The sequence below is a fragment of the Terrabacter sp. 2TAF16 genome, from assembly GCF_052115065.1.
GTDB lineage: Bacteria > Actinomycetota > Actinomycetes > Actinomycetales > Dermatophilaceae > Terrabacter.
Window position 1 is genome coordinate 45,560 of record NZ_JBFRFZ010000012.1, and the last position, 26,620, is coordinate 72,179.

The window sequence follows — 26,620 nt, forward strand, 5'->3', positions numbered from 1 at the left end:
TGGGATCAGCCGGAGACGGTCACGGCGGCGAGGTCGTAGGAGTTCGTCGCCCGGAGGTTGAGGTTCTGGACGCGCTTGCGTTTGGCGAGGACGTTGTTCGGCGTCCAGGCCCACACGGCGGGCCACTGCGCCCAGATCTTCTCCTGGGCCTGCTTGAGCAGGTCGTTGCGCTTGGCCTCGTCGCTCTCGGCGGCGGCCTGGTCGAGCAGTGCGGTGATCTCGGGGACGACGAAGCCGTGGTAGGTGTCGCGCGTCTTCTCCTTCTCCGCCGTGCCGCCGTACTGGCCCTGCAGGTTGGTCAGCGCGAGCCCGGTCTGGTTGCCGTAGCCGTTGGCGAGGATGTCCCAGTCACCGGCCTCGCCGCGACGCCAGGCGTTGATCTCGCCGCCCTTGGGGATCATCTTCAGCTCGGCGGTGACACCGACGGCCGCGAACATCTGCGAGATGGCCTCGAGCACGCGCGAGGCACCGGCGAACTCGGAGTCCTCCCAGATGATCCGCACCTTGAGCCCGGACGCGCCGTTGTCGGCGAGCATCTGCTTGGCCTTGGCGGGGTCGTACGCGTATTCACCGGTCTTCGCGAAGCCCGCGAGCGTCGTCGGGACGACACCCTCGGCCGAGTTGACCTGGCCGTTCATGAGCGCCTTGATGAGCGACTCGTGGTCGACGGCGTAGGAGAGCGCCTCGCGCACCTTGGGGTTGGCGAGCGGGCTGCCGGCCGGCTTGCGGAAGTTGTAGAAGAGGTGGATCAGGCGCGTGCCCGGGGTCTCGATGACGTCGATGTCGGAGTTCGTCTTGAGCGACGTCGCGGACTCGGGCGTGATGGTGTCGATGACGTCGGTCTGGCCGGAGGTGATGGCGATGACGCGCGCGCCCTCCTCCTCCTGGTAGCTGACGTTGACCGTCTCGAGCTTGGCCGGCGTGCCCCAGTAGTTGTCGTTGCGCACGAGGCGGTAGGTGCCGGTGCCGGAGTCGGCACTCGCGATGGTGAACGGTCCGGTGCCGAGGCCGGTGCCGAGCTCCTCGGCCTTGTTGTCCTTGGCCGGCGTGATGAGGATGTTGGACATCAGCGAGTTGAGCGAGACGACGGGGCTCTTGGTCGTCAGGGTGAAGGTCGTGTCGTCGACCTTGGTGAAGGTCGGCTGCTCGGGGAACTGCGAGGCGACGTAGCCGGCCTTGACCTCGAAGTAGAGCTTGAGCGCGGTCTCGACGTCCTCGACCGTGACCTTCGACTTGTCGGAGTAGTGGATGTCGTTGCGCAGCTTGACCGTCCACTCGGTGGGCTTGGTCTGCTCGAACGACTCGGCGAGGACGAGCTCGGGGGTCAGCTTGTCGCCGATCTTCGTCAGGGCCTCACGGACGGCGCGCTGCACGGTGACGGCCGCGTCGTACTGGTTCAGCTTGTTGTCGAGGCTGACCAGGTTGCGGTTGAGCACGATGCTCAGTGTGCCCCCCGCGGCCCCTGCCCCGGCAGTGCTCGCGGTGGTGGCGGACTTGGGCCCGGCGCAGGCGGCGAGCGCGGGAGCGAAGAGCGCTCCGGCGCCGGCCAGCGAGGCGAGCTTGAGGATCGAGCGACGCGAGACCTCCCGCGTCGGCTGGTCAGACGTGGGAAGCAGAGCGGGCTGCTGGGGCATCGGGACTCCTCGTTGAGCGGTGGCCTCCCCGTCGGCGGCGCACGCTGCGCCCCTCGGGTTGGACCACCTTCGCACCATTGCGCGATTCGCGCAATACCTGTAGCGTTTTTTGTGAAGGGGCGGTTGGTCGTATGCCGTCCGGCGCACTCCCGCAGCACACCGCAGCACCCTTCACCACCATCGGCAGGGTCGCCAATCTCCTTGTCGCACAGCACGAAACGCGCAGGAAAGACCGTGAGGAGGAGAACGTGAAGGCACTCGCCCTGGGCATCGTCGCCGATGATCTGAGCGGCGCCGCAGAGTGCGCATCCCACGCTCTCATGCGTGTTTCGCGCAGCACGGTCGTTCTCTCGGACTCGTCCTCGGCCATCGCAGCCGCGTCCGGTCGCCGACCCGACGCGAGCACCCCGGCCGGCGCCGACGACCCACTCGCCGTCCTCACCGTCGACACCGACTCGCGCCGTCTCCCCCACGCGGAGGCCGTGCGCGCGGTTCGCGCAGCCGCAGCCCTCGTCACGACGGCACCGGTCGTCGTCAAGAAGGTCGACTCGCTGCTCCGGGGACACGTCGCCGCGGAGGTCGCCGCCCTCGCCGAGGAGCTGCAGCGCACACCGGTCGTGGCCGTCGCCAACCCCGCGCTCGAGCGTGTCGTCGTCGACGGCGTGCTCCACGTCGGCGGCACGCCGCTGCACCACACCGACCTCTGGGCCGTCGAGCCGACCCCGGCGCCGGACCGGGTGGCCGCGGCCCTGCACCCGCTGGCCACCGTGCTCGTCCCGCACACCACCGTGCTGCGCGGCGTCGAGGCCGTCACGGCGGCCCTCGACGAGGCCGCGGGCACCGGCTTCGTCGCGGTCTGCGACGCCGTGACGGACGCCGACCTCGATGTCGTCCACGCCGCCGCCGTCGCCGCGAGCGCCGGGCAGGACGGCCGCACGCTCCTCGTCGGGTCCGGAGCCCTGGCCGACGCCGCCGTCCGTGCCCTCCCGCCGGACCAGCGCCGGGGCCCTGGGACGGCGGGCCCGGAGACCGACAACACACCCTCTGAGGGCCGCGGCGCCGAAACGGCGGCTGCGATGCGGCCCGCAGCGTCCTTCGGGTCCGTCGGGTCCGTGCGGTCCATGCTGCTCGTGCTCGGCTCGCGCGCGCCGGGACTCCCTGACCAGCTCGAGCGGCTCTCGGCTGCGCGCTCCACGCACACGGTGCTGCTGCAGCCCGACCGCCTCCTGACCGACCCGGGGGCCGTAGGCGTCCAGCTCGCCGAGCACTCCCGTGACGCTGTCGTCGTGGTGGCGCTCGACCCCGCCGCCCCCGCCGACCCGAGTCGGTCACGTGCCCTGACCGAGTCCCTCGCCGCCGCGGTCTCGCCCGTGGTCGACCACTTCGACGCGGCATTCCTCTCCGGCGGTGAGACCGCCCGCGCCGTCCTCGATCGCCTCGACGTGCCCGCCCTCGACGTCGTCGACGAGGTCGAGACCGGCACCGTCGTGAGCCGGCGCCCAGGTGGGCGGTTCATCGTCACGCGCCCGGGCAGCTTCGGCGACCCGACCTCGCTCGTCCGCGTCGTCGAGCACCTGCTGGGGCCCACCACCGTGCCGCCGCAGGCCCCGCACCTCCGCACCTCATCGACCACCACCGCACCCCGCGCCACCCCCGGCGCGACCACCGAGGAGAACTCATGAGCGTCGCCCTTCCCCGCATCGCCGTGACCATGGGAGACGGCGCCGGCATCGGCCCCGAGATCATCGTCAAGGCCTTGGCCGACCCGCACGTGGCGACGATGGCGCGCGTCGTCGTCGTCGGTGACGCGCTGCGTCTCAAGCAGGCTGCTGACATCGCCGACGTCGCCGTCGACATCGTCACCATCGACGACGTCGAGGAGGCGAGCGAGATCCCCGGGCGCATCAACGTCATCGACCTCGCGCTGCTGCCGGCGGACCTCCCCTTCGGGCAGCTGTCGGCCGTCGCCGGCGACGCCGCCTACCACTACATCCGCGTCGCGTCCGAGCTGGCGATGGCCGGCAAGGTCCAGGCGATCTGCACCGCGCCGCTCAACAAGGAGGCGCTGCACGCCGGCGGCCACGTCTTCCCCGGCCACACCGAGCTGCTCGCCCACCTCACCGGCACGCCCGAGGTCTCGATGATGCTCTCGACCGAGAGGGTCAAGGTCATCCACGTGACGACCCACATCGGCCTCATCGATGCCGTCAACCGCATCGAGCCCGGTCTCGTCGAGCGCGTCATCCGTCGGGGCCACCAGGCCCTCGTCGACGCCGGCAACCCGACCCCGAAGATCGGCGTCTGCGGCATCAACCCGCACGCCGGCGAGAACGGCCTCTTCGGCTACGGCGAGGAGGCCGAGAAGATCGACCCCGCCGTGGAGGTCTGCCGCGCCGACGGCATCGACGTGCACGGCGCCCTGCCGGCCGACACGCTCTTCTTCCTCGCCGGTCGCGGCGACTACGACCTCGTCGTCGCGATGTACCACGACCAGGGCCACGGGCCGGTCAAGGTGCTCGGCCTCGAGGCGGGTGTCAACGTGACGATCGGTCTGCCCGTCATCCGCACGTCGGTCGACCACGGCACGGCCTTCGACATCGCCGGTACCGGCATCGCCGACCACCGTTCGATGATCGAGGCGCTGCGCCTCGGCGCGGAGATGGCGCCACGGCCCGTGGACGCCTAAGGTGCCCAGCGTGGCGAAGCACACCGCACAGACACGTCGGGGCGAGATCGTCCGCCTCGCCACCACCAGTGGGCTCGCGAGCGTGGAGGAGCTCTCCGACCAGCTCGGCGTCACCGCGTCGACGATCCGGCGCGACCTCGCCAAGCTGACCGCCCAGGGCAAGCTGGCCCGCACCTACGGCGGAGTGATGAGCCTGGCCCACCATCCCGAGGCCTCACTGCGCCAGCGTCTCGGGGAGGCGCACGCGGCGAAGCGGGACATCGCCCGCTGGGCCGCCGACCAGATCGAGCCCGGGGAGACGGTGCTCCTCGACGCCGGGTCGACGATGGGCGCGCTCGCCGACGCCATCACCAAGACGCCCGAGCTGACCGAGCTGACCGTCGTCACGGCCGGCATCAGCGCCATGGGCACCCTCGCCGACAGCGTCGGCATCGACGTCATCGCCCTGGGCGGCCGGCTGCGGCCGCTGAGCCAGGCCTTCGTCGGGCCGCTCGCCGAGGCCGCCGTCCAGCGCCTCAGCTTCGACCGGGCCTTCATGGGCGCCGACAGCGTGCACGCCGAGCGCGGCATCTGCGAGGCCGACCTCGAGCAGACCCGGCTCAAGGAGCTGATGATGAGCCGGGCCGAGCAGACCTACGTCCTCGCGCACGCCGACAAGCTCGGCCAGTCGCCCTTCCACGCCTGGGCCGTCATGCCACGCACGTGGACGCTCGTCACCGACGAGTCCGCCGATCCCGTGGCCTTGCAAGCCTTCCGCGACAACGGCATCGACGTCGTCATCGCACCCCGGCGCGACTGACGAGTCCACGTATGCCGCCCACCCGAGTGGGCGGCATACGCCCTCTGCCGTCGTGGCGGGCGGTCAGTCCTCGACGACCGTCGTCATGACCCAGTCACGCACCTCGGGCATGTCCTCGAGGTGCTCGACGATGTACTCGTGGTGCCTGTCGAGCTCGGCCTGGCACCAGGCCTTGACCTCGCTCGAGCCACGCACCTGGCGACCGGCGTTGTTGATGGCGTCCATGACGAGGGAGTAGCGGTCGACGCCGTTGCGCACGACCATGTCGAACGGCGTCGTCGTCGTGCCCTCCTCGCTGAAGCCGCGCACGTGGAAGCGGTCGGCGTCGGGCCGCCCGTGGACGAGCTGGTGGATGGCGCCGTGGTAGCCGTGGAAGGCGAAGACGACGTCGACGTGGTCGGTGAAGAGCTCGCCGAAGCGCACGTCGTCCATGCCGTGCGGGTGGCTGCGCACGCGCGGCAGGGTCATGAGGTCGACGACGTTGACGACGCGCACGCGCAGCTGCGGCAGCTTCTCCTTGAGGATCTGGGCCGCGGCGACGACCTCCATCGTCACGACGTCGCCCGCGCAGGCGAGCACGACGTCGGGGTCGCGGTCGCCGTCGTCGGTGCCGGCCCAGTCCCAGATGCCCGCGCCGGCCGCGCAGTGGGCGACGGCCTCCTCCATCGTCAGCCACTGCGGCTGCGGCTGCTTGTCGATGACGACGAGGTTGACGTAGTTCTTTGACCGGAAGCAGTGATCGGCCACGGAGAGAAGGCAGTTCGCGTCCGGCGGGAGGTAGATCCGGGACACCTCGCCGCGCGCGTTGAGCACCGTCTGGATGAGGCCGGGTCCCTGGTGCGAGAAGCCGTTGTGGTCGTTGCGCCACGCCGTCGACGTCAGGAGGATGTTGAGGCTCGGCACCTTGGCCCGCCAGTCGAGCTTGTTGGCCTCCTGCAGCCACTTGCTGTGCTGCACCGTCATCGAGGCGCTCACCATCGCGAAGGCCTCGTACGTCGCGAAGAGCCCGTGCCGGCCGGTCAGCGTGTAGCCCTCGAGCCAGCCGTGGCACGAGTGCTCCGAGAGCACCTCCATGACCCGCCCGTCGTGCGAGAGCTTCTCGTCCTGCTCCAGCACCCGCTCGGCCGTCATCCGGTCGGACACGTCGAAGACGGCGCCGACCCGGTTGCTGTTCGTCTCGTCGGGGCTGAAGAGCCGGAACGTCGTCGGGTTGCGCACGTAGAGCTCGCGCATCAGCTCGCCGAGGGCGCGCGTCGACTCCTCCCGGGCCGCTGCCGGCGAGGGCACGTCCCGTGCGAAGTCGCGGAAGTCGGGGATGTCGAGCTCGGTGCTGAGGACCCCGCCATTCGCGTGCGGCGAGGCGCTCATCCGCAGGTCGCCCTCCGGGTTCGCCTGCAGCACGACATCGGTCGGCCTTCCCGACTCGTCGAAGAGCTCCTCGGGCCGGTAGGAGCGCAGCCAGGTCTCGAGGACCGCGAGGTGCTCGGGGTTGTCCTTGACACCCGAGAGCGGGACCTGGTGGGAGTGCCACGAGCCGGTGACGGCAACGCCGTCGACCTCCGCCGGCCCGGTCCACCCCTTCGGCGTGCGGAGCACGATGAGCGGCCACCGCGGCCGCTCCCCCATCGTCCAGCCATCCTCCCGTGCCTCCTGCTGGATGGCGCGGATCCGACCGTATGCCGTCGCCAGCGTCTCCGCGAAGCGCTCGTGCATGCCCGGGAGGTCGTCACCCTCGACCTCGAGCACGTCGTAGCCGTGCCCTTCGAGGAGGCCGCGCACCTCCGCCGGGTCCTTGCGTCCGAGCACCGTCGGCCCGGCGATCTTGTAGCCGTTGAGGTGCAGGACCGGCAGCACCGCGCCGTCGCGCCGCGGGTTGAGGAACGAGATGCCCTTCCACGAGCCCTCGAGGGGCCCCGTCTCGGCCTCCCCGTCACCGACGACGGCGAGCGCCAGGAGGTCGGGATTGTCCATGACGGCACCGAACGCGTGGACGAGGACGTAGCCGAGCTCGCCACCCTCGTGGATCGACCCGGGCGTCGTGACGGACACGTGGCTCGGGATGCCGCCGGGCGCCGAGAACTGGCGGAAGAGGCGACGCACGCCGTCCTCGTCGCACGTCACCTTCGGGTAGATCTCCGAGTACGTGCCCTCGAGGTAGCCGGCCGCGACGAGCGCGGGGCCACCGTGGCCGGGACCCGTGAGGTAGATCGCCTGCTGACCCGTGTGCCGGATGATGCGCGAGAGGTGCGCGTAGACGAAGGACAGCCCGGGGCTCGTGCCCCAGTGTCCGAGCAGGCGCGGCTTGATGTCGTCCGGCACGAGCGGCCGACGCAGGAGCGCGTTGTCCTTGAGGTAGATCTGCCCGATCGTCAGGTAGTTGCTGGCCCGCCACCACGCGTCCATCGAGGCGATCTCGTCGGCGGTCGGGGCCGGCACGGTGGCGGTCGTCGGGGTCTGGGTCGTCGTCACGGCGGGGCCTCTCGAGGGGTCGGCGATCGTGCGTCCCCACGAGCCTCACCGACGGGCGCCCTGCTGACAAGGGGTCGAAGGTCCCGCGACCGCGCGACCGGGCCGGACGGCATACGCCCTCGTCGACCGGCGCGGCCGGACAGAGCAGTGGGCCGGCCCCCGTCGGGACCGGCCCACCCCGCTCCGGAAGGTCAGCGGTTGAAGGCGTCCTTGACGTCTTCGCCCGCGTCCTTGAGCTGCTCGCCCCGCTGCTTGAGGTCCGCCGAGGCCTGATCAGTCTTGCCTTCGGCCTCGAGTCGCTCGTTGTCGGTGACCTTTCCGGTGGCTTCCTTGGCCTTGCCCTTCAGGTCTTCACCCATGTTCTTGGCCTTGTCTTCGGTACCCATGTCAGGGCTCCTTTCGCCGTCAGTCGGATACCACTCCCCCTACCCGGTCTCTGTCGATCGCCACCAGACCCGGCCCGGCGTCCAGGGATGAGCGCCACCTCGCCGATCGTCGGTGCCCTTTGCGACACTGGGGTCGTGTCAGCGAACGTCGGTCCCACGTCGGACCCGCCCCACGCGCCCGCGCCGTCCGGACGCGCGCCCCAGACCCGCGACCTGAGCCGGTTCGCCTACCTCTCGATCGCGGCTGCGATCGTCACCATCACGCTCAAGGTGATCGCATGGCGCATCACCGGCTCGGTGGGCCTGCTGTCCGACGCGGCCGAGTCGGTCGTCAACCTCGTCGCCGCCATCGCCGTGCTCATCGCGCTCAAGGTCGCGGCGATGCCGGCCGACAAGAACCACCACTTCGGCCACACCAAGGCCGAGTACTTCTCGGCGGCCGTCGAGGGGATGATGATCTTCGTCGCGGCTCTCGTCATCATGTACACCGCGGTCGAGCGCTTCCTGCACCCGCAGCCGATGGAGAACGTCGGTCTCGGTCTCGCCATCTCGGTCGTCGCCTCGGCGGTCAACGGCGTGGTGGCCGTCGTGCTGCTGCGCGCCGGGCGCCGCTACCGCTCGCTGACGCTGACGGCCGACGGCAAGCACCTCATGACCGACGTCTGGACGTCCGCGGGGGTCGTCATCGGGGTCGTCCTCGTCGCCCTCACCGGCATCGCACGCCTCGACCCGGTCATCGCGTTCCTCGTCGGCATCAACATCGTCTGGACGGGCTGGAAGCTCATCCGCGAGTCCACCGAGGGCCTCATGGACATCTCGATGCCCAAGGCGGACAACAGCGCGATCGCCGAGATCCTCGCCCGGTTCGTCACGCGCGAGGTCCACTTCCACGCGCTGCGCACCCGCGTCTCCGGCCACCACCGCTTCGCCGAGGTGCACGTGCTCGTGCCCGGCGCGTGGACGGTGCAGCAGGGGCATGACCTCATGGAGGAGGTCGAGGAGGCCGTCCACCGCGAGTTCGGGGAGATCGCCCTGACCTGCCACCTCGAGCCGTCCGAGGACCCCCGTGCCTACGGCGACTACGCGGCCGAGTTCCCCATCCCGACCCACGACGACATCGTCGCGTCCCACGGGGCGGCGACGCGAGGCGACGGGCAGGGATGAGCCGTGCGCACGTCGTCCTCCCCTCGCCCATCGGCGAGCTGACCGTCGTCGCCGAGGACGGCGCCATCACGCACCTGCTCATGGACGCCGCGAAGTACCGCCCTGACGACCCCGAGGTGCTCGGCGAGGCCGGTGACCCGGCCGACGAGCCGTTCGCGGCCGCGGCGGTCCAGCTCGCGGCGTACTTCACCGGCGCCCTGACCGAGTTCGACCTCCCGCTGGCGCCGCGGGGGGACGTCTTCCACCAGAAGGTGTGGGGGCTGCTGCGCGAGATCCCCTACGGAGAGACGCGCAGCTACGGCGACCTCGCGCGGGCGCTCGGCGACCGCAACCTCGCCCAGGCCGTCGGCACGGCCAACGGCCGCAACCCGATCGCCGTCGTCGTGCCGTGCCACCGCGTCATCGGCGCCGACGGCTCCCTCGTGGGGTATGCCGGCGGGCTGGGTCGCAAGCGCTTCCTCCTCGCGCTCGAGGAGCCCCCCGCCGCCGACTCCGGCCGCCTCTTCTGACCCCTTCCCCTACTCGAGTGAGCGCCCCGCCCCACTCGAGTGAGCGCGCCGCCCCGTCCGTCACACTGGGACCTCACACTTCCGCGGGCCGGAGCGTCTACAGGGCATGAAGCGACCGTTCGAGCAGGCCGTCACCGAGCACGGGGCCGTCGTGCTGCGCGTCTGCCGCGCCGTGCTCGGCCCGATCGAGGCCGACGACGCGTGGTCCGAGACCTTCCTCTCGGCCCTGCGCGCGTGGCCCGACCTGCCCGACGACGCGAACGTCCGGGCGTGGCTCGTCACCATCGCGCACCGCAAGGCCGTCGACGTCGCCCGAGCGGGCGCCCGTCACGCGGTCCCGGTCGCGGCGGTGCCCGACGCCGCGGCCCCACGCGTCGACCAGCCTGAGGAGGCCCTGCCCGACGGGGACCTCTGGACGGCGGTCGCCGCACTCCCCGAGAAGCAGCGCCTCTGCGTGGCCTACCACCACGTCGCCGGCCTGCCCCACCCCGAGGTCGCCCGCATCGTCGGCGGCACGCCCGCGGCAGCGCGCCGCGCGGCAGCCGACGGCATCGCGCGGCTCCGGTCCACGTACGCCACCTACGGAAGGGTGAGCACCCATGTCTGACAACCCGATCCAGCTCCTGACGGGGGCCGGCTCCGGAGAGGCAGAGCGCCTCGCCGTCCTCCACGCAGCCCTCGTCGACCGCGCCTCTGCGGAGTCCGCCGTCGACGTGACCTACCGCCTCGTCGACTCGCCCGTCGGGTCGCTCCTGCTCGCCGCGACCGAGCTCGGGGTCGTACGCGTGGCCTTCGAGATCGAGGACCACGACCGGGTCCTCGAGTCGCTCGGGTCGTCGGTCGGCTCGCGGATCCTCCGCGGCGGCGACCGACTCGATCCGCTGGCGCGCGAGCTCGACGACTACTTCACGGGACGACGGCGGGGCTTCGACGTCCCGCTGGACCTGCGGCTGGCACGCGGCTTCCGGCTCACCGTGCTGCGGCACCTGAGCGAGATCCCGTACGGCTCGACCGAGAGCTACGGCGAGGTCGCGGTGGCGTCCGGCAGCCCACGGGCCGTGCGGGCCGTCGGGTCGGCATGTGCGACGAACCCGTTGCCCATCGTCGTGCCGTGTCACCGCGTCCTCCGGTCGGACGGGTCCCTCGGCGGCTACCTGGGCGGTCTCCAGACGAAGGAGCGCCTCCTCGCCCTCGAGCACGCCGCCTGACCTGCGTCTGCGTGACCGGGCGCTCACTCGAGTGGGACGGGGCGCTCACTCGAGTGGGTTGGGGGCGGGTTCGGCGATCGGCCTCGCCGTCGGCTTCCGCGGTGTCATGCTGGGGCCGTGACCGACACGACGAAGCCCGCGGTCGAGGAGGCCCTGGCCCCCGCTGCGATGGTCAAGATCGTCAACCCGGTGCTGCGCTGGCTCCTGTCGTCTCCGCTGCACGGCATCGCGAGCAAGGGCCTGCTCGTGCTGCACGTGACCGGACGGCGTTCTGGCCGCGTCTACGACGTCCCCGTCGGCCGCCACGAGCTCGACGGGCAGCTGATGACCTACGGGGGCGGCGCCTGGCGCGCCAACCTGCGCGGCGGGGCCGACCTCGAGGTGACGATCGACGGGCGTCGACGCCGGGCGCACGCGGTCCTCGAGGAGGACCCGGACCGCGTGGCGGAGATCTTCGACCGGCTCCTCAAGGAGCTCGGACCCAAGCGCGCCAACCGCGTCGCCCTCAAGGTCAACGTCGACCGGCCCCCGACGCTCGACGAGGTGCGCGCGGGCACGGCGGGCCGCGCCGTCGTGCTCATCACGCTCCTCGACTGACCGTCGACCCCCACCCGTCCGGGACGGGGCGCTCACTCGTGTGGGACGGGGCGCTCACTCGAGGGGAACGGGTGGCACGATCGGGGCATGCGCCTCGGAGACCCGTCGTGAGCTGGCCCGTGCGAGCGACGACGGTCGTCTACGAGAACCCGTGGATCCGGGTCCGGGAGGACGCCGTGACCCGGCCGGACGGCACCGACGGCATCTACGGGGTCGTCGAGCTGCAACGCCCCGCCGTCTTCGTCGTCGCCCTCACCGAGGCCGACGAGGTCGTCCTCGTCACGGTCGACCGGCACACCGTCGGCACCTCCGTCGAGGTGCCCGCCGGCGGCACCGACGGTGAGGACCCGCTCGTGGCCGCCCGGCGGGAGCTGGCCGAGGAGACCGGGCTCGTGGCCCGGGACTGGAGGGAGATCGGCACGATGAACGCCCTCAACGGCGTGTGCCGCGCGCCCGAGGTCGTCTACCTCGCCACCGGCCTCGCGCGGGTCCCCGGCGCCCCCGCCAGCGCGGCCCGCGCCGAGGAGGGCATCCGCGACGTCCGGCGCGTCCCGTTCCGCGAGGTCATCGGTCTCGTCCGGGACGGCGCGATCACCGACGGCGAGACGATCGCCGCGCTCATGCTCACGCTCGTCGCCCTCGGGCGGGTCTCCTGAGCCCGCCCGGAGCCCGCGACGCCCCGACGACCGGGCCACCCGGCATACGCCATCGCGGTGGATCGAGACCCGAGTGCAACGGTTCGCCGCGACTTGGTGTCTAGGGGGTGTACGACACTGACAGCCAGACGATCGGCACCACCGATGACGACCGGGACCGGCGGGAGCACATGAGACGGAGGGACGAGGCGGCGTTCCGCAGCTTCGTGGAGGAGCGGCAGACGATGCTGCGCCGACGCGCCTACCTGCTCTGCGGCAACTGGGCCGACGGCGACGAGCTCGTCCAGGAGGCCTTGGCCCGGGTCTACGTCGCCTGGCCTCGCATCGCCACGGGGGCCGAGACCGCCTACACGAGACGCACGATGATGAACCTCTACCTCAACGACCAGCGCAAACGGCGGCGCGAGGTCCTCACCGACGAGGCGCCCGAGCCGGAGACGACCGACCACGACCGCGAGCTCGCGATGACCCTCACCGACCTGCTGCGCGACCTCCCGGAGAAGCAGCGTGCCGTGCTCGTCCTCCGCTTCTGGGAGGACCTCACGGTGCCCCAGATCGCCGAGTGCACCGGCGTGGCCGAGGGCACCATCAAGAGCCAGATCTCGCGCGGGCTCGCCGCCCTTCGCGACCGGCTCGCCGAACCACCACTGACCGGGGCGGGAGCGTTTCCATGAGCGACGACACCACGAGCGGACCCGGCGCTGCGCCGGAGGAAGGCGAGCTGCAGCTGCGAAAGGCGCTGTCCACGATGAACGACCTCGAACCACCCCGCGACGACCTCTTCGCCCAGCGCGCCCTGATGCGCGGACGGGCGCGCACCTCACGCCGGCGCTCGACGCTCCTCGGCGCCGCTGCCGCACTCGTCGTCGTCGGTGCCGTCGGCGCCTCCTGGGCGGCCGGCAACCACGGCGCGTCGTCGAGCACCGCGAGCGCCGGCTCGGCCCCCGAGGTCATGAAGGACGCGACCGGGAGCGCCAGTGCCGACAACGGCGCTCGCGGACCCGGGACCCTCAGCGGCAGCCTGCCTCCGACGGCCGTCGACCTCGTGCCGTCGGCGCCGCCCGCCCGCGACACCACGCGCTGGTTCGGCACCCTCTCGACGCGGCAGACGAACGCCTTCACCGCCGTCGAGCCCACCGTGGCCGCGCGCTGGCCCGACGTCTTCTCGGGGGCGTATGCCGCCGACGCCCCCGGTGCCCGCGTGGCCGTCGTCGTCACCCGGCACGACCCCGACCTCGAGGCCTTCGTGGCCGCCGCGATGCCGTCACCGACCGATGTGGAGTTCGTCGTCATGAAGCACACCCTGGCCGAGAAGGAGAAGGTCGCCAAGGAGATCGTCGAGCAGCGAATGCTCTGGCGTTCCAAGGGGATCGAGATCATCGCCGTCACCCAGGACGCCCGCACCGACCGGGTGCTCGTGATGGCCGACGAGGGCTCCTCGGCCGGCCTCATCGCGCAGCAGTACGGCGACATCGTCCGGGTCGTCCCGGCGACCCAGACGCCCCCGGGCAAGTTCCCCGACGGGAGCACGCTGCCGCCCCTGCAGCAGTAGCAGGCGCCGCGTCGGCCGCCGCGGTTAGGCTGCTCGACATGGAGCAGCCGACCCCTCCGCAGGCACCGATCAGCCCGCTCGACGCGCTGCGACGCATCTGCTTCCTCCTCGAGCGCGGCCGCGAGAGCAGCTACCGCGTCGACGCGTTCCGCAAGACCATCGAGGCGATCACACTCATCAGCGACGATGAGCTGAAGGAGCGCGTCGAGGCCGGAACCCTCAAGCAGATCAAGGGAATCGGCGACTCGAGCGCCGCGATCATCGGCCAGGCGGTGCGCGGCGTCCTACCGGCCTACCTCGTCTCCGCCGAGGAGAAGCACGGCGCGCCGCTGACGACCGGGGGCGCCGAGCTCTACGCCGCCCTCCGCGGAGACCTCCACGCGCACTCCAACTGGAGCGACGGCGGCAGCCCCATCGAGGAGATGGTGCTCGCCGCCGTCGAGCTCGGGCAGGAGTGGATGGCGCTGACCGACCACTCGCCGCGCCTCACCGTCGCCAACGGCCTGAGCCGGGCCCGCCTCACCGACCAGCTGAAGCGTGTCGACGCCATCAACGCGAGCCTCGGCGACGCGTTCACGCTCCTTCGGGGCATCGAGGTCGACATCCACCTCGACGGCACGCTCGACCAGGACGACGACATGCTCGACCAGCTCGACGTCGTCACCGCCTCGATCCACTCCAAGCTGCGGCAGCCCTCGTTCGAGATGACACCCCGCATGGTGGCCGCCGTGCGCAACCCGCACACCAACGTCCTCGCCCACTGCACCGGCCAGCTCGTGACGGGCAACCGCGGCAAGCGTCCGCCGTCGCAGTTCGACGCCGAGAAGGTCTTCCGCGCTTGCCTCGAGCACGACGTGGCCGTCGAGATCAACTCGCGTCCCGAGCGGTGCGACCCGCCCGACGAGCTCATCGAGCTGGCGCGCGACCTCGGCTGCCTCTTCACCATCGACTCCGACGCGCACGCCCCGGGGCAGCTCGACATGAAGTCGTTCGGCTGCGAGCGCGCCGAGCGCCTCGGCATCCCGGCCGAGCGCATCGTCACGACGTGGCCCGTCGACGAGGTCCGGGCGTGGGCCAAGGGCTGATCCGAGAGACCGCCCCGGAGGCGATCCGGCCGCCCCCGGACGGGGGTTCGGAGCCGATTTGGACGGTGCCAGAATCTCCCATATAGTTTCGACGTCCCAACGGATAGGTCGGGCAGGTCCCCATCGTCTAGCGGCCTAGGACTCCGCCCTTTCACGGCGGCAGCACGGGTTCGAATCCCGTTGGGGATACGCAGTACAGTTCGACACGCACCACCCAGTAAGGCCCCGTAGCGCAGTTGGTTAGCGCGCCGCCCTGTCACGGCGGAGGTCGCCGGTTCGAGCCCGGTCGGGGTCGCAAGACACCAGAAGCGCCGCTCTCATCAGAGAGCGGCGCTTCTCGCAGGTGAGGGTCCTCGTAGGCTGGGGTCCGTGCGGATCGCGGTGCTCGACGACTACCAGGGCGTCGCCCTGTCCAGCGCCGACTGGTCTCCGGTCACGGACCACGCCAGCACTCCGTCCACCGTCGACGTCTTCCGCGACCACGTCAGCGAGGTCGGCGCCCTCGTCGAGCGACTGGCCGGCTACGACGCCGTCGTCGTCATGCGCGAGCGCACCCCGCTCCCGGCCGCCGTGCTCGCCTCGCTCCCCCGCCTGCGGCTGGTGGTGACGACCGGCCGTCGCAACCCGAGCATCGACGTCGCCGCGGCCACCGCCGCCGGCATCACCGTCTGCGGCACCGAGAGCCTCGCCACCGCCCCCGCCGAGCTGACGTGGGCCCTCGTCCTCGGGCTCGCGCGGCAGCTCGTCCCCGAGGCCACCGCCGTGCGCGAGGGCGGCTGGCAGACGACGGTCGGCCGCGACCTCGCGGGGCACACGCTCGGTCTGTTCGGGCTCGGCCGCATCGGCACGCAGGTCGCCTCCGTGGGCCGCGCGTTCGGGATGGACGTCGTCGCCTGGAGCCGGAGCCTCACGGCGGAGCGCGCCGAGCAGGCGGGAGTCCGGGCGGCCTCCCTCGACGACGTGCTCTCCGGGTCCGACGTGGTCTCGATCCACCTCGTCCTGGCCGAGGGGACCCGCGGCCTCCTCGGCGAGCGCGAGCTGGCGCTCCTGCGCCCGGACGCTCTGCTCGTCAACACCTCCCGTGGCCCGATCGTCGATGAGCGGGCCCTGCTCGCGGCCCTCCGGCGCGGTCACCTCGGGGGCGTCGGCCTCGACGTCTTCGACGAAGAGCCTCTCCCCGTCGACCACCCGCTGCGCACCGCACCGCGCACGCTCCTGACGCCCCACCTCGGCTACGTGACGCGTGACGTCTACGCGACGTTCTGGGCCGGCGTCGTCGAGGACGTGACGGCATACCTCGACGGCTCCCCCATCCGCACGCTCTGACCGCTCATCGGGCGCGAGGTCGCGCGGCGGCTGCGCCCCGGCGACCCGAGCCGCGCGATCTCGCGCGCGACCTGCCCACGGGCGTATGCCGTCCGGCCGGCCCGAGCGCGCCCGTGGCCTCAGCGGTGGCCGGCGCGCAGCACGAGCTCGAGCTCGAAGCGGACCTCGGGGTCGTCGAGCGCCTCGCCGAAGAGCTCCTTGAGCTGCGCCACGCGGTAGCCGACGGTCTGCTGGTGGACGAAGAGCTCTGCCGCGATCGGGGCACGCTGGCCCTGGTGGCGCAGCCAGGACAGGAGCGTCTCGGTGAGGCGCTCGCGCACGGCCGGTCGCAGGCCGTCCAACGGCGCGAGGCGGGTGCGGGCGAGGTCGTCGGTGGCGAGCGGCTCGGCGAGGACGACGAGCTCGGCGAGGTGGTCCTCGACCCACACGGGGGCGCCGTCGGCGTCCGGCCGGTCCGGTCCGGGCGCGACGCCGTGGGCCCCCGCCGCCGTCGCGAGGTGCAGCGACTCACCCGCCTGCTGCCACGGGCGCGCCGGCCCGACGATGGCGCGCCGGCCCCTCAGGGCGCGCTCGAGGTCGCGACGGCGGGCCTTGCGGCTGAGGAACGGGAAGACGATGAGGACGTCCGTGCCTCGCTCGGTGACGAGGCCGTCGGGACCGAGCGCACCGCGCAGCCCGTCGACGTGCGGGAAGGGCACGAGGGCGACGACGACGACCTCGGGGAGGGTCCAGCCGACGGCCGCCGCGAGACGTGCCACGCCCCCGTCGCTCGAGTCGCCGCGCAGGATCATCTCGAGCAGCTCGCCGCGCAGCCGCAGCTGCTCACCGGCGCGTTCGGACTGCTCCTGAGCGTAGCCCTGCGCGCTGGCCGCGGACAGCTCGTCGATGTAGGCGAAGAGGGACTCGCCGAGGGAGAGGAGCACGTCGGGCGGCAGCTGCGACACGTCGACGGTGCGCGAGATCGCGCGGAAGGTGACCCGCGCGCCGTAGCGGTAGGCGGCGAGGAGGGACTCCAGGCTCCGCCCGGAGCGCACCTCCCCACGACCGAGGTTCTCGTAGACCCACTTGCCGTCCTCGGACAGCGCCTGGAGGCGGGTGCCCGGCAGGTCGAGGAAGCGGTTGAGGGCGACCGTGACACCCCGCCGGACGCCCTGACCGAAGCGGCCCTCCATCGGCATCGCGTAGACCGGGACGTCGCGCGGGATGCCCTCGATGATCGCCTCGACGATGTCGGTCACGACGGGACGCAGCACGGTCGTCACTTCGGCGGGGAGAGACAACCACGGCGGGTCGGACGTGGCGTACGCCACTTCGGCCTCCTGCCTTTTGTCGTCACGCAACAGTTTCCTACCCCAAAGAGTACGCGCCACCCCAAGATCCGGAAGCCCCTCGGCGAGGACCATAGGAGGATGACCCAGATCAGAGCTCTCCGGCGTGTGGCGTCGATCCTGACGACCCCGCTCGCGCCCGAGGACATCATCAATCTGGTCAACCCGCTGGCCTCGGCCCGGCAGCTGCGCGGGGTCGTCACGAAGGTGGTCCGCGAGACCCCCGACTCGACGACGATCCACTTCCGTCCCGGCCGCGGCTGGAACCCCCACGCCGCCGGCCAGTGGGCCCGCATCGGCGTCGAGATCGACGGCGTGCGCCAGTGGCGCAGCTACTCGCTGTCGGCCGCCGTCGGCCACGACCCCGCCATCACCGTCACCGCGATCGGCTTCGTCTCGACGGCCCTGGCCCGCAGCACCAAGGTCGGCGACATCCTCTTCCTCGACACCCCGCAGGGCGACTTCGTGCTCCCCGAGCACCCCCGCCCGCTCCTCATGCTGACGGCCGGCAGCGGCCTGACCCCCGTCATGTCGATGATCCGCACGCTCGTGCCCCGCCGACCCGACGCCGACGTCGTCCTCGTCCACTCGGCGCGCACCCGCGACGACGCGCTCTTCCACGACGAGCTGCTCGAGCTCGCCGACCAGTTCCCCGGCCTCACGGTCCGTCACTGGTTCACGCGCGAGGAGGGCGGCCGCCGCCTCGACCTGTCGGACGTCACCGACCTCGAGACGCTCTGTCCCGACTGGCGCGAGCGGGCGGCATACGCCTGCGGACCCACCGATTTCCTCGACGCGGCCACCGAGCTGTGGGAGCGCGACGGCGACGACGCGACGCACGCGGGCCTCACGATCGAGCGCTTCGCGCCCGTCCTGCTCGAAGGCTCCGGCGGCGAGGGCGGGCTGCTGACGTTCGAGAAGTCCGACAAGGAAGTGGAGGCGGGCGGCGACGTCCCCCTCCTCGAAGCCGGCGAGGACTGCGGCGTCGTCATGCCGAGCGGATGCCGCATGGGCATCTGCCGCAGCTGCCTCGTCCCGCTCGTCGCGGGCAAGGTCCGCGACCTGCGCACCGGCGAGGTCCACGGTGACGAGGGCGAGCTCATCCAGACCTGTGTCAACGCGGCCGCCGGACCCGTCCACCTGGACATCTGAGAAGGGAACCACCATGACAGCCACCACGAACCGACCGACGACGACGACCCTCGAGGCCGCCGCCACCGGCGTCGCCGAGGGCACCGCCCCGACGACCCGGAACCGGAAGCCGGTCCTCGCGGCGTCCGGCGGACCCGCCAAGCGGCCGAGCGCCGCCGCGCACCTCAGCGACGCCGACGTCGAGCAGCTCGGCAAGGAGCTCGACGCCCTGCGCGACCGCGTCATCGCGACGCGTGGTGCTGCCGACGCCGCCTACATCCGCCGCGTCATCCGCGTCCAGCGCACCCTCGAGGTCGCCGGCCGCGCCACGCTGCTCTTCTCGAAGAAGCGCACGGCGTTCGTCGCCGGCACCGCGATGCTCAGCGTCGCGAAGATCCTCGAGAACATGGAGATCGGCCACAACGTCCTGCACGGCCAGTGGGACTGGATGCGCGACCCCGACATCCACTCCACGACGTGGGAGTGGGACTTCGTCACCCCGGCGGCCGCCTGGAAGCACACGCACAACGACCTGCACCACACGTGGACCAACGTGCTGGGCAAGGACAAGGACGTCGGCTACTCGATCCTGCGCATGGACGAGGACCAACCGTGGCACCCCGGCAACCTCGGCAACCCGCTCTACAACATGATCCTCGCGCCGTTCTTCGAGTGGGGCATCGCCATCTACGACCTCGAGCTCGAAGCGGTCAAGGACGGGGAGAAGTCCAAGGACGACCTCAAGAAGGATCTCAAGGCCATGGGCCGCAAGGTCGTTCGCCAGTTCACGAAGGACTACGCCGCGACCCCGCTCGCCGCGGTCCCCTTCGGCTCGGGCAAGCAGGCGCTCATCGGCACCTTCACGGCCAACGCCATCCGCAACGTCTGGGCGCACTCGGTCATCTTCTGCGGCCACTTTCCCGACGGCGTCGACACGTTCACCGAGGAGGAGATCGAGGGCGAGACCCGCGGAGACTGGTACATCCGCCAGATGCTCGGCTCGGCCAACATCTCGGGCAGCAAGCTCATGCACCTCATGACCGGCAACCTCAGCCACCAGATCGAGCACCACTGCTTCCCCGACCTGCCGAGCAACCGCTACCACGAGGTCGCGGTCGAGATGCGTGAGATCTGCGAGCGCTACGGCCTGCCGTACACGACCGGCCCGCTGCCCAAGCAGGTCTACCAGGCGTGGGCCAAGGTCTTCCGCCTCGCCCTGCCGAACCGGCCGCGACCGCTGCCGAAGAACGCCGCCCGCGCCGTCAACGCCCCGGTCCCGCCGCGGCGTCCCGCCCAGCCGATGGTGGCCCGTGTCGGCTGAGGCGGGGGCACGACCGGTGCCGACGGCCGCCTTCTTCGACCTCGACCGCACCCTGATCCGAGGTTCCGCCAACTACCCGCTCGCGATCGCCGCCTTCCGCGGCGGTCACGTGCCGTGGAAGGACCTCGTCAAGGACACCGTCAACGCGATCTCCTTCCACCGCAAGGGATCCACCGACGAGGGCTCGGAGGCCCTGCGTGAGCGCATCCTCCGGGCGGTGGCCGGCATCCCGCAGTCGGACATCATCCATCTCACCGACGCGATCACGCCGGGCATCGTGCGCAAGGCCATCCCGGCCTCGATGGGCCTGCTCGCCGAGGCGCGCGCCACCGGCCACGACCGCATCGTCGTGTCGGCCTCCCCCATCGAGCTCGTCAGCCGCATCGCGGCCGCGCTAGGGCTCGAGGGCGCCGTCGCCACGCGCAGCGAGCTCGACGAGGAGGGCCGCTACACCGGGCACCTCAGCGGCGAGTTCTGTTACGGCGCAGGCAAGGTCATCGAGATCGAGAAACTGGCAGCCGAGCGCGGCTACGACCTCGCGCGGTGCGTCGCCTACAGCGACTCGGTCAGCGACCTGCCGATGATGGAGCGCGTCGGCGAGGCCGTCGCGGTCAACCCGGATCGTGAGCTGCGCGAGCTCGCCCGCGAGCGCGGCTGGCGCATCGTCGAGGTCGGCCGCAAGCGCCACTGATCGTGTATGCCGTCGCCTCCCGAGCGGTGACCGCGTGACGATCCGCGCTTCGGTGGGGTGATCACCGCACTGGACGGCGGATCATGCGGCAGGTCCCGTGCCGATCGTCCGCCGCTGACACGGGCCGCCGTCGGGCGCCGTCGGCCGCCGTCGGGCGCCGGCGTCACCAGGAGGTGTGGAGTGGGCGCCCTTCGGCGAACCCGGCCGTGCTCTGGAGCCCGACGACGGCCCGCTCGTGGAACTCCTCGAGCGTGCGCGCACCGGCATACGTGCAGCTGCTGCGCAGCCCGGCGACGATCTCGTCGATGACGTCCTCGACGGAGGGGCGTGCGGGGTCGATGTACATCCGGGCCGTGCTGATGCCCTCCTCGAAGAGGGACTTGCGGGCGCGGTCGTAGTCCGTGTCGGTCGCGGTGCGGTTGCGCACGGCCCGGCTGCTCGCCATGCCGAACGACTCCTTGTACTGGCGCCCGTCGTTGTCGGTGTAGAGGTCCCCGGGCGACTCGAGCGTGCCTGCGAACCACGAACCGATCATGACGTTGGACGCGCCTGCCGCGAGCGCGAGGGCGACGTCGCGCGGGTGCCGCACTCCACCGTCAGCCCAGACGTGCTTGCCGAGCTCCCTTGCGGCCGCGGCACATTCGAGCACGGCCGAGAACTGTGGCCGACCGACCGCAGTCATCATCCGGGTCGTGCACATCGCCCCCGGGCCCACCCCGACCTTGACGACGTCGGCACCGGCCTCGATCAGCTCACGCGTGCCGGCAGCAGACACGACGTTGCCGGCGACGACCGGCACCTGCGGGTCGAGCGCGCGCACCGCACGCAACGCGTCGATCATCTTGTCCTGGTGCCCGTGGGCGGTGTCGATGACGAGGACGTCGGCGCCGGTGTCGAGCACCTCGGCGGCCTTGGCCGCGACGTCTCCGTTGATGCCGACCGCGGCGGCCACGCGCAGGCGCTGCCTGGCGTCGACGGCCGGCTGGTAGAGACCGGCTCGGATCGCACCACCCCGGGTCAGGATGCCGACGAGCTCGCCGTGCTCGGAGACGACGGGGGCGACCTTGCGCCGCGCAGCCGAGAGCCGCTCGAAGGCCTCCTGCGGGTCGATGGAGTCGGGCAGCACGACCATGTCCTCGTGCATGACGTCGTGCACCTGTGTGTAGCGGTCGACGCCGGTCAGGTCCTTCTCGGTGACGATGCCCACGGGCTTCGGACCGTCGACGACGACTGCGGCACCGTGGGCCCGCTTGCCGATGAGGACGAGCGCCTCCCCGGCGGTCATGTGCCGCTCTAGGGTGATCGCCGTGTCGTGGACGAGGTGGCGCTGCTTGACCCAGCCGACGACGTCGCGGACCACCTCGACGGGGATGTCCTGCGGGATGACGGCGATGCCGCCACGTCGGGCGACGGTCTCGGCCATGCGCCGACCGGCGATGGCGGTCATGTTGGCGACGACGAGCGGGATCGTCGTGCCCGAGCCGTCGACCGACGACAGGTCGACGTCGAGGCGGCTCGTGACCGACGAGCGGCTGGGCACCATGAAGACGTCGTCGTAGGTGAGGTCGAGCTGGGGCTGGAGACCGTTGAGGAACTGCACGGGAACCCATGGTAGGCGGTTCCGGGGCGAGCAGCGGTCAGCACCCGGCCCTGACGGGGCCCCGAGGTCAGGGTCCTCCCCCACCTGACCCTGACGTGGACCCCCAACCTGGCCCCAACCCCTGTTCGCGCGGCCGTCGGCGGCCCTAGCGTTGATGGGGCTGCGACTGCGCGGCAGACTCCGGTAGGGGGCAAATGCCATGAATGACAACAGGATCGGCGATGTCGGGCGGCTTGCGCGCATCCCGTCCTCCCGGGTGACGAAGTGGCTCGTCGTCGGCTTCTGGATCGTCGTGGTCGCCTTCCTCGCCGGCCCGTCGTCGAAGCTGCAGTCGGTCCTCAACAACGAGGCCGCGTCCTGGCTTCCCGCGGACGCCCAGTCGACCCAGGTCGTCGACCAGATCTCGGCGTTCCAGAGCACCAACGAGTTCCCCGCCGTCATCGTCTACGAGCGGCCGAGCGGCGTCACGCCGGCCGACCTCGCCGCCGTGACCGCGCAGGTCGCGCGCTTCAACGCCCTCGAGCCGGTCAAGCGCGACTCGGTCGGCCCGATCCCGTCCGCCGACGGCCAGGCGCTCCAGGTCATCGTCCCGGTCGACGCCGGGGAAGCCGGCTGGGACTCCCTCAGCACCACGGCGACGCAGATGCGCGACATCGCCGCCAACGGGCCCGCTGGTCTCTCGATGCACGTCACCGGGCCGGTCGGCTACGGCGCGGACTCGTCGGAGGCGTTCTCCGGCATCGACGGCAAGCTGCTCTACAGCGCGATGGCCGTCGTGATCCTCATCCTGCTCATCACCTACCGAAGCCCGATCCTCTGGCTCCTTCCCGTCGTCTCGGCGGGCACCGCCCTGTTCGTCGCGCAGGGCGTCATCTACTTCCTCGCCGATGGCGACACCCTCACGGTCAACGCACAGAGCTCCGGCATCCTCACGGTCATCGTCTTCGGCGCCGGTACCGACTACGCGCTGCTCCTCGTGGCGCGCTACCGCGAGGAGCTGCGCCGTCACGCCGACCGGCACGAGGCCATGGCGGTTGCCCTGCACCGCGCCGGCCCGGCGATCCTCGCCTCGGGTGCCACGGTCGTCGCCGGCATGCTCTGCCTCCTCTTCGCGTCGATGAGCTCGACGAAGGGACTGGGCCCCGTCGCCGCGATCGGCATCGCCGTCGCCCTGCTCGTCATGCTGACGCTGCTGCCGGCCCTGCTCGTCGTCCTGGGCCGCTGGGTCTTCTGGCCCGTCCGCCCGACCCCGGGCTCCGTCGACGGCACCCGCGACGGGGTCTGGGCCCGCATCGGCGCCCGGATCGCCCGGGCACCGCGACGCACCTGGGTGGTGACGTCGCTCCTGCTCGCGATCGCGTCGCTCGGGGTGCTCCAGCTCAACGCGGTCGGGCTGCAGAACAAGGACTCCTACTACACGACGCCGCCGTCGGTGATCGGCGAGCAGATCGTCGCGAAGCACTTCCCCGCCGGCGGGGGGTCCCCGGTCCTCGTCCTCGCGAACGAGGCCGCCGCCGCCCAGGTGCGGTCGTCGCTCGAGGCGGTCGACGGCGTCGACACGGTCGCCGACCCGGTGACTCGGGACGGCCGGTCGCTCATCCAGGCCACCCTCGCCTCGGCCCCGGACTCCGACGCGGCGACCGCGACGCTCGACCGGATCAGGACGGCCATCGCGGCCGTGCCGGGTGCGAACGCCATCGCGGGTGGCGACACGGCGACCCGCGTCGACACGCTCCGGGCCAGCTCCGACGACAACGAGCGGATCATCCCCGTCATCCTCGGCGTCGTCCTGCTCATCCTCGTGCTCCTGCTACGCGCCCTCACCGCACCGATCGTCCTCATCGGGACGGTCCTGCTCTCCTTCGGAGCGGCAATCGGCCTGTCCGCGTTGGTCTTCCGGCACGTGCTGGGGTTCGCCGGCGCCGACTCCTCGTTCCCACTCTTCGTCTTCGTCTTCCTCGTCGCCCTCGGCATCGACTACAACATCTTCCTCATGACCCGTGTCCACGAGGAGGCGAAGAAGGTCGGGACGTGGCGCGGGTCGCTCGTGGGGCTCGCTGCGACGGGCGGGGTCATCACGTCGGCGGGGCTCGTGCTGGCCGGCACCTTCGCGGTGCTCGCGACGATGCCGATCGTCGCGTTCGCCGAGATCGGCTTCGCCGTGGCACTCGGCGTCCTGCTCGACACGCTGATCGTCCGCTCGGTCCTCGTCACCGCCCTCAACCTCGACATCGGGGCACGGATGTGGTGGCCGAGCCGGCTCGCCCGCACCGATGCCGCGACCACCGCAGCAGCCGAGCGTCCCGAGCCCGCCGCCGAACCGGCTCTTCAGGGTTGAGAGCTCGTCGCCAGCTGGATGTCGGGTGGCGCGTCGGGCACGGGGCAGCGACGCGCAGGCGCAGCCGGGGGCCCGATCCGGTGCCACCCGCTCGGCGACACCTGCAGCTCGCCACTCTCGTCCGACGGGACGTCACCGTCGGACAACCAGTCGAACAGCGGTCCGGGCTGGTCGTTCTCGTCCACGACGAAGCCGTCCACCGACACCGAGCCGTGCAAGACCACCGTGCCCACGGCGCTCTCCTCTGCTTCGGGGTGCCCCAAATCATCCATCGTGGGCTGTCGCTCGCGCAGGAGTCAACCGGCCCGCAGCGGCCCACGAGGGCAACCACACGGCATACGCCCGTTCGGCTGTGCGCGAGCGCGCGCGGGAGGACGATGGACGGTGGACGCGACTGCGCCCCGGACCGATTGGGGGAACGCCATGACGGATGCACCGCACGTGTGCTTCGACCGGATCCTTCCCAAGGACCTGATGCGCCCTCACCGGCGCGAGCGCGGCCCGGACGGTGCGGACCGCGCGATCTCGCCCATCGGCAAGGCGTGGATGAACGGCACGACGCTCACCGTCCGCTTCCTCGAGGGCACGCCCGCGCAGCAGGCCAAGGCCCGTGAGCAGGCCGCGTGGTGGCAGGCCGCGTGCAACATCTCCTTCGACTTCGGCAACCACCCGAACGCCGACCTCCGCGTCTCCTTCGACCCGAATGACGGCGCGTGGTCCTACGTCGGCACCGACAACAAGGGCATCCCGAGCAACGAGGCGACGATGAACCTCGGCTTCCTCGACGGTGGCACCGCGGGGCACGAGTTCGGGCACGCCATCGGGCTCGCCCACGAGCACTCGAACCCGGAGGGTGGCATCCAGTGGAACGAGCCGGTCGTCATCGCGGCCCTCGCGGGCCCGCCGAACCGCTGGGACGAGGCGAAGGTGCGCCACAACGTCTTCATGAAGTACGCCGTCGACCAGATCAAGGGGACGCAGTTCGACCCCGACTCGATCATGCTCTACGCGTTCCCGGCGACGTGGACCCTCAACGGCGTCGCGACGCACGCCAACGACGACCTGTCGTCGCTCGACAAGGCGTTCGTCGCGGGAGCAGCCATGTACCCCAAGGGAGCTCCCGTCGTCACCGACGCCGCGACGCTCACGGTCGACGGCCCGAAGGTCGAGGACTCGATCGGCGCCGCGGGCGAGGAGGACCTCTACGCCTTCGACGTCGCGAGCGACGGGCTCTACGAGGTGACGACCCGCGGCTCGACCGACGTCTACCTCTCGCTCTTCGGACCGAACAGCGACACCGACCTCGTCGGCGAGGACGACGACAGCGGCTACGGCGTCAACGCGCGCGTGCGCGCCGGGCTGACCCCCGGCCACTACGTCGCCCAGGTGCGCCACTACCGGCCGAGCGGGACCGGCGCCTACTCGATCCGGGTCCGCCGGCGCTGAGCCGGCTCGCACCACAGAGCCCCCACAGCCCCGCGGGTCAGGCCACGCCGCTCCCCGAGGACGTATGCCGTCCGCACGCCACGCGACGGCATGCGTCCTCGCGCTCTGCCTCCGGCGTAAGGCGTTGACGACCGCCCGTAATGGAGTAATCCTGATTACATGATTACGAACGAAGCACTGGAGCGGGTGCGCGGCTGGTTCGTCGGCCGCCTGCCCGAGGAGTGGCGCAGCACGCCGCCCGAGATCACCGTCGACCGCGAGGAGATCACCGTCGTCCTCACCGTCACCGACGTCGACCTGCCCGACGGGTCGAGCGACGCCGAGCGTGACGAGGCCCGCGCCGGGCGCGCCAAGGCGTTCCGCGAGGACACCCGCGGTCGCCGCATCGAAATCGCCCGCGAGGCCGAGCACCGCTTCGAGCGCAAGGTGTCGTGGGCCGTCCGCGTCGGCGACCGCACGGAGCTGTTCACCCACGTCGCTGCGCCGGCGATGACCCGGCTGCGTCAGCCGGAGCGACTCGTCCTCGACACGCTCGTCGATGCCGGCGTCGCCAGGTCCCGCGCCGAGGCGCTGGCCTGGTGCGTCAAGCTCGTCGGGCAGCACGAGAGCGACTGGCTCGGCGAGCTGCGCGAGGCGATGTCGCACGTCGCCGACGTGCGCACGAAGGGTCCGGGGGCCTGATCAGCCCTGCTGA

24 protein-coding genes, 2 tRNA genes and 1 pseudogene are annotated in these 26,620 nt (G+C 71.5%); 21 read left to right on the forward strand and 6 right to left on the reverse strand.

Annotated elements, in window-relative coordinates; genetic code table 11:
• Nucleotides 1-5 precede the first annotated feature (5 nt).
• Nucleotides 6-1,634, reverse strand: coding sequence for an ABC transporter substrate-binding protein (locus AB4Z14_RS17515; RefSeq protein WP_442276322.1), 1,629 nt, complete (start codon nt 1,632-1,634; stop codon nt 6-8).
• Nucleotides 1,635-1,882: 248 nt separating this feature from the next.
• Here AB4Z14_RS17515 and AB4Z14_RS17520 point away from each other — a divergent pair, with 248 nt between their 5' ends.
• Genes AB4Z14_RS17520 through AB4Z14_RS17530 form a run of 3 tightly spaced genes read left to right on the forward strand, consistent with a single transcriptional unit; the run spans nt 1,883 to nt 5,119 of the window.
• Nucleotides 1,883-3,316, forward strand: coding sequence for a four-carbon acid sugar kinase family protein (locus AB4Z14_RS17520; RefSeq protein WP_442276323.1), 1,434 nt, complete (start codon nt 1,883-1,885; stop codon nt 3,314-3,316).
• Nucleotides 3,313-4,320: a 4-hydroxythreonine-4-phosphate dehydrogenase PdxA gene (gene pdxA, locus AB4Z14_RS17525; RefSeq protein WP_442276324.1), complete on the forward strand. Its 1,008-nt coding sequence runs from the start codon at nt 3,313-3,315 to the stop codon at nt 4,318-4,320. The genes AB4Z14_RS17520 and pdxA overlap by 4 nt, the downstream gene beginning before the upstream one ends.
• A gap of 10 nt (nt 4,321-4,330) precedes the next feature.
• The gene (locus AB4Z14_RS17530) at nt 4,331-5,119 is read left to right on the forward strand and encodes a DeoR/GlpR family DNA-binding transcription regulator (RefSeq protein ID WP_442276325.1); all 789 of its coding nucleotides are present in this window, start codon (nt 4,331-4,333) and stop codon (nt 5,117-5,119) included.
• Between the two features lie 63 nt (nt 5,120-5,182).
• On the opposite strand, the gene AB4Z14_RS17535 is transcribed toward AB4Z14_RS17530, so the two are convergent.
• Both AB4Z14_RS17535 and AB4Z14_RS17540 read right to left on the reverse strand, forming a co-directional pair.
• Nucleotides 5,183-7,588: a phosphoketolase family protein gene (locus AB4Z14_RS17535; protein ID WP_442276326.1), complete on the reverse strand. Its 2,406-nt coding sequence runs from the start codon at nt 7,586-7,588 to the stop codon at nt 5,183-5,185.
• 191 nt (nt 7,589-7,779) lie between these two features.
• Nucleotides 7,780-7,974 carry a CsbD family protein gene (locus tag AB4Z14_RS17540; protein WP_056771749.1) on the reverse strand — a complete coding sequence of 65 codons (195 nt, stop codon included), beginning with the start codon at nt 7,972-7,974 and terminating at the stop codon, nt 7,780-7,782.
• A 135-nt stretch (nt 7,975-8,109) separates the two neighbouring features.
• Here AB4Z14_RS17540 and AB4Z14_RS17545 point away from each other — a divergent pair, with 135 nt between their 5' ends.
• From AB4Z14_RS17545 to AB4Z14_RS17600, 12 genes are all read left to right on the forward strand, one after another.
• A complete protein-coding gene (locus AB4Z14_RS17545) occupies nt 8,110-9,138 on the forward strand; it encodes a cation diffusion facilitator family transporter (protein ID WP_442276327.1) in 1,029 nt (342 codons plus the stop codon).
• Nucleotides 9,135-9,647 (forward strand): methylated-DNA--[protein]-cysteine S-methyltransferase, encoded by a 513-nt coding sequence (locus AB4Z14_RS17550; RefSeq protein WP_442276328.1) that lies wholly within the window; start codon nt 9,135-9,137, stop codon nt 9,645-9,647. The genes AB4Z14_RS17545 and AB4Z14_RS17550 overlap by 4 nt, the downstream gene beginning before the upstream one ends.
• A gap of 106 nt (nt 9,648-9,753) precedes the next feature.
• Nucleotides 9,754-10,254 carry an RNA polymerase sigma factor gene (locus AB4Z14_RS17555; protein ID WP_442276329.1) on the forward strand — a complete coding sequence of 167 codons (501 nt, stop codon included), beginning with the start codon at nt 9,754-9,756 and terminating at the stop codon, nt 10,252-10,254.
• On the forward strand, nt 10,247-10,855 hold the full coding sequence (locus tag AB4Z14_RS17560; protein WP_442276330.1) for a methylated-DNA--[protein]-cysteine S-methyltransferase: 609 nt from the start codon (nt 10,247-10,249) through the stop codon (nt 10,853-10,855). The genes AB4Z14_RS17555 and AB4Z14_RS17560 overlap by 8 nt, the downstream gene beginning before the upstream one ends.
• Before the next feature lie 117 nt (nt 10,856-10,972).
• The gene (locus AB4Z14_RS17565) at nt 10,973-11,452 is read left to right on the forward strand and encodes a nitroreductase/quinone reductase family protein (RefSeq protein ID WP_442276331.1); all 480 of its coding nucleotides are present in this window, start codon (nt 10,973-10,975) and stop codon (nt 11,450-11,452) included.
• A 107-nt stretch (nt 11,453-11,559) separates the two neighbouring features.
• A complete protein-coding gene (locus AB4Z14_RS17570; protein ID WP_442276332.1) occupies nt 11,560-12,108 on the forward strand; it encodes an NUDIX domain-containing protein in 549 nt (182 codons plus the stop codon).
• A 170-nt stretch (nt 12,109-12,278) separates the two neighbouring features.
• On the forward strand, nt 12,279-12,782 hold the full coding sequence (locus AB4Z14_RS17575) for a SigE family RNA polymerase sigma factor (RefSeq protein WP_235508504.1): 504 nt from the start codon (nt 12,279-12,281) through the stop codon (nt 12,780-12,782).
• The gene (locus AB4Z14_RS17580) at nt 12,779-13,660 is read left to right on the forward strand and encodes a hypothetical protein (protein ID WP_442276333.1); all 882 of its coding nucleotides are present in this window, start codon (nt 12,779-12,781) and stop codon (nt 13,658-13,660) included. The genes AB4Z14_RS17575 and AB4Z14_RS17580 overlap by 4 nt, the downstream gene beginning before the upstream one ends.
• Nucleotides 13,661-13,698: 38 nt before the next feature.
• The gene (locus tag AB4Z14_RS17585) at nt 13,699-14,745 is read left to right on the forward strand and encodes a PHP domain-containing protein (RefSeq protein WP_442276334.1); all 1,047 of its coding nucleotides are present in this window, start codon (nt 13,699-13,701) and stop codon (nt 14,743-14,745) included.
• Between the two features lie 116 nt (nt 14,746-14,861).
• Nucleotides 14,862-14,934: transfer RNA gene (locus tag AB4Z14_RS17590), tRNA-Glu, on the forward strand.
• Nucleotides 14,935-14,966: 32 nt separating this feature from the next.
• Nucleotides 14,967-15,040: transfer RNA gene (locus tag AB4Z14_RS17595), tRNA-Asp, on the forward strand.
• A gap of 74 nt (nt 15,041-15,114) precedes the next feature.
• On the forward strand, nt 15,115-16,071 hold the full coding sequence (locus AB4Z14_RS17600; protein ID WP_442276335.1) for a D-2-hydroxyacid dehydrogenase family protein: 957 nt from the start codon (nt 15,115-15,117) through the stop codon (nt 16,069-16,071).
• 119 nt (nt 16,072-16,190) lie between these two features.
• On the opposite strand, the gene AB4Z14_RS17605 is transcribed toward AB4Z14_RS17600, so the two are convergent.
• Entirely contained in the window at nt 16,191-17,381 is a 1,191-nt protein-coding gene (locus tag AB4Z14_RS17605; protein ID WP_056771772.1) for a PucR family transcriptional regulator, read from the reverse strand.
• A 99-nt stretch (nt 17,382-17,480) separates the two neighbouring features.
• Here AB4Z14_RS17605 and AB4Z14_RS17610 point away from each other — a divergent pair, with 99 nt between their 5' ends.
• Genes AB4Z14_RS17610 through AB4Z14_RS17620 form a run of 3 tightly spaced genes read left to right on the forward strand, consistent with a single transcriptional unit; the run spans nt 17,481 to nt 20,542 of the window.
• Entirely contained in the window at nt 17,481-18,551 is a 1,071-nt protein-coding gene (locus AB4Z14_RS17610; protein ID WP_028785341.1) for a ferredoxin reductase, read from the forward strand.
• Between the two features lie 13 nt (nt 18,552-18,564).
• Entirely contained in the window at nt 18,565-19,851 is a 1,287-nt protein-coding gene (locus AB4Z14_RS17615) for a fatty acid desaturase family protein (protein WP_442276336.1), read from the forward strand.
• Nucleotides 19,841-20,542, forward strand: coding sequence for an HAD family hydrolase (locus AB4Z14_RS17620; protein ID WP_442276337.1), 702 nt, complete (start codon nt 19,841-19,843; stop codon nt 20,540-20,542). The genes AB4Z14_RS17615 and AB4Z14_RS17620 overlap by 11 nt, the downstream gene beginning before the upstream one ends.
• Before the next feature lie 163 nt (nt 20,543-20,705).
• Here AB4Z14_RS17620 and AB4Z14_RS17625 read toward each other — a convergent pair whose 3' ends face one another.
• The gene (locus AB4Z14_RS17625) at nt 20,706-22,142 is read right to left on the reverse strand and encodes a GuaB1 family IMP dehydrogenase-related protein (RefSeq protein ID WP_256796109.1); all 1,437 of its coding nucleotides are present in this window, start codon (nt 22,140-22,142) and stop codon (nt 20,706-20,708) included.
• 199 nt (nt 22,143-22,341) lie between these two features.
• On the opposite strand from AB4Z14_RS17625, the gene AB4Z14_RS17630 reads away from it, so the two are divergent.
• Nucleotides 22,342-24,480: an MMPL family transporter gene (locus AB4Z14_RS17630; protein WP_442276338.1), complete on the forward strand. Its 2,139-nt coding sequence runs from the start codon at nt 22,342-22,344 to the stop codon at nt 24,478-24,480.
• Nucleotides 24,481-24,551: 71 nt separating this feature from the next.
• On the opposite strand, the pseudogene AB4Z14_RS17635 reads toward AB4Z14_RS17630, so the two are convergent.
• Nucleotides 24,552-24,713, reverse strand: a pseudogene (locus AB4Z14_RS17635) (dihydrofolate reductase); the annotation flags it as partial.
• A gap of 190 nt (nt 24,714-24,903) precedes the next feature.
• Here AB4Z14_RS17635 and AB4Z14_RS17640 point away from each other — a divergent pair.
• On the forward strand, nt 24,904-25,926 hold the full coding sequence (locus tag AB4Z14_RS17640; RefSeq protein ID WP_442276339.1) for a M12 family metallopeptidase: 1,023 nt from the start codon (nt 24,904-24,906) through the stop codon (nt 25,924-25,926).
• A 159-nt stretch (nt 25,927-26,085) separates the two neighbouring features.
• Nucleotides 26,086-26,607, forward strand: a complete 522-nt coding sequence (locus AB4Z14_RS17645; RefSeq protein WP_043647959.1) for a hypothetical protein — start codon at nt 26,086-26,088, stop codon at nt 26,605-26,607.
• Nucleotides 26,608-26,620 lie beyond the last annotated feature (13 nt).

Excerpts from the sequence above, each read along its gene's own strand:
- AB4Z14_RS17515 (WP_442276322.1), bottom strand. The coding sequence starts at position 1,634 with ATGCCCCAGCAGCCCGCTCTGCTTCCCACGTCTGACCAGCCGACGCGG.
- pdxA (WP_442276324.1), top strand. The coding sequence starts at position 3,313 with ATGAGCGTCGCCCTTCCCCGCATCGCCGTGACCATGGGAGACGGCGCC.
- AB4Z14_RS17540 (WP_056771749.1), bottom strand. The coding sequence starts at position 7,974 with ATGGGTACCGAAGACAAGGCCAAGAACATGGGTGAAGACCTGAAGGGC.
- AB4Z14_RS17550 (WP_442276328.1), top strand. The coding sequence starts at position 9,135 with ATGAGCCGTGCGCACGTCGTCCTCCCCTCGCCCATCGGCGAGCTGACC.
- AB4Z14_RS17555 (WP_442276329.1), top strand. The coding sequence starts at position 9,754 with ATGAAGCGACCGTTCGAGCAGGCCGTCACCGAGCACGGGGCCGTCGTG.
- AB4Z14_RS17560 (WP_442276330.1), top strand. The coding sequence starts at position 10,247 with ATGTCTGACAACCCGATCCAGCTCCTGACGGGGGCCGGCTCCGGAGAG.
- AB4Z14_RS17575 (WP_235508504.1), top strand. The coding sequence starts at position 12,279 with ATGAGACGGAGGGACGAGGCGGCGTTCCGCAGCTTCGTGGAGGAGCGG.
- AB4Z14_RS17580 (WP_442276333.1), top strand. The coding sequence starts at position 12,779 with ATGAGCGACGACACCACGAGCGGACCCGGCGCTGCGCCGGAGGAAGGC.
- AB4Z14_RS17585 (WP_442276334.1), top strand. The coding sequence starts at position 13,699 with ATGGAGCAGCCGACCCCTCCGCAGGCACCGATCAGCCCGCTCGACGCG.
- AB4Z14_RS17610 (WP_028785341.1), top strand. The coding sequence starts at position 17,481 with ATGACCCAGATCAGAGCTCTCCGGCGTGTGGCGTCGATCCTGACGACC.
- AB4Z14_RS17615 (WP_442276336.1), top strand. The coding sequence starts at position 18,565 with ATGACAGCCACCACGAACCGACCGACGACGACGACCCTCGAGGCCGCC.
- AB4Z14_RS17630 (WP_442276338.1), top strand. The coding sequence starts at position 22,342 with ATGAATGACAACAGGATCGGCGATGTCGGGCGGCTTGCGCGCATCCCG.
- AB4Z14_RS17640 (WP_442276339.1), top strand. The coding sequence starts at position 24,904 with ATGACGGATGCACCGCACGTGTGCTTCGACCGGATCCTTCCCAAGGAC.
- AB4Z14_RS17645 (WP_043647959.1), top strand. The coding sequence starts at position 26,086 with ATGATTACGAACGAAGCACTGGAGCGGGTGCGCGGCTGGTTCGTCGGC.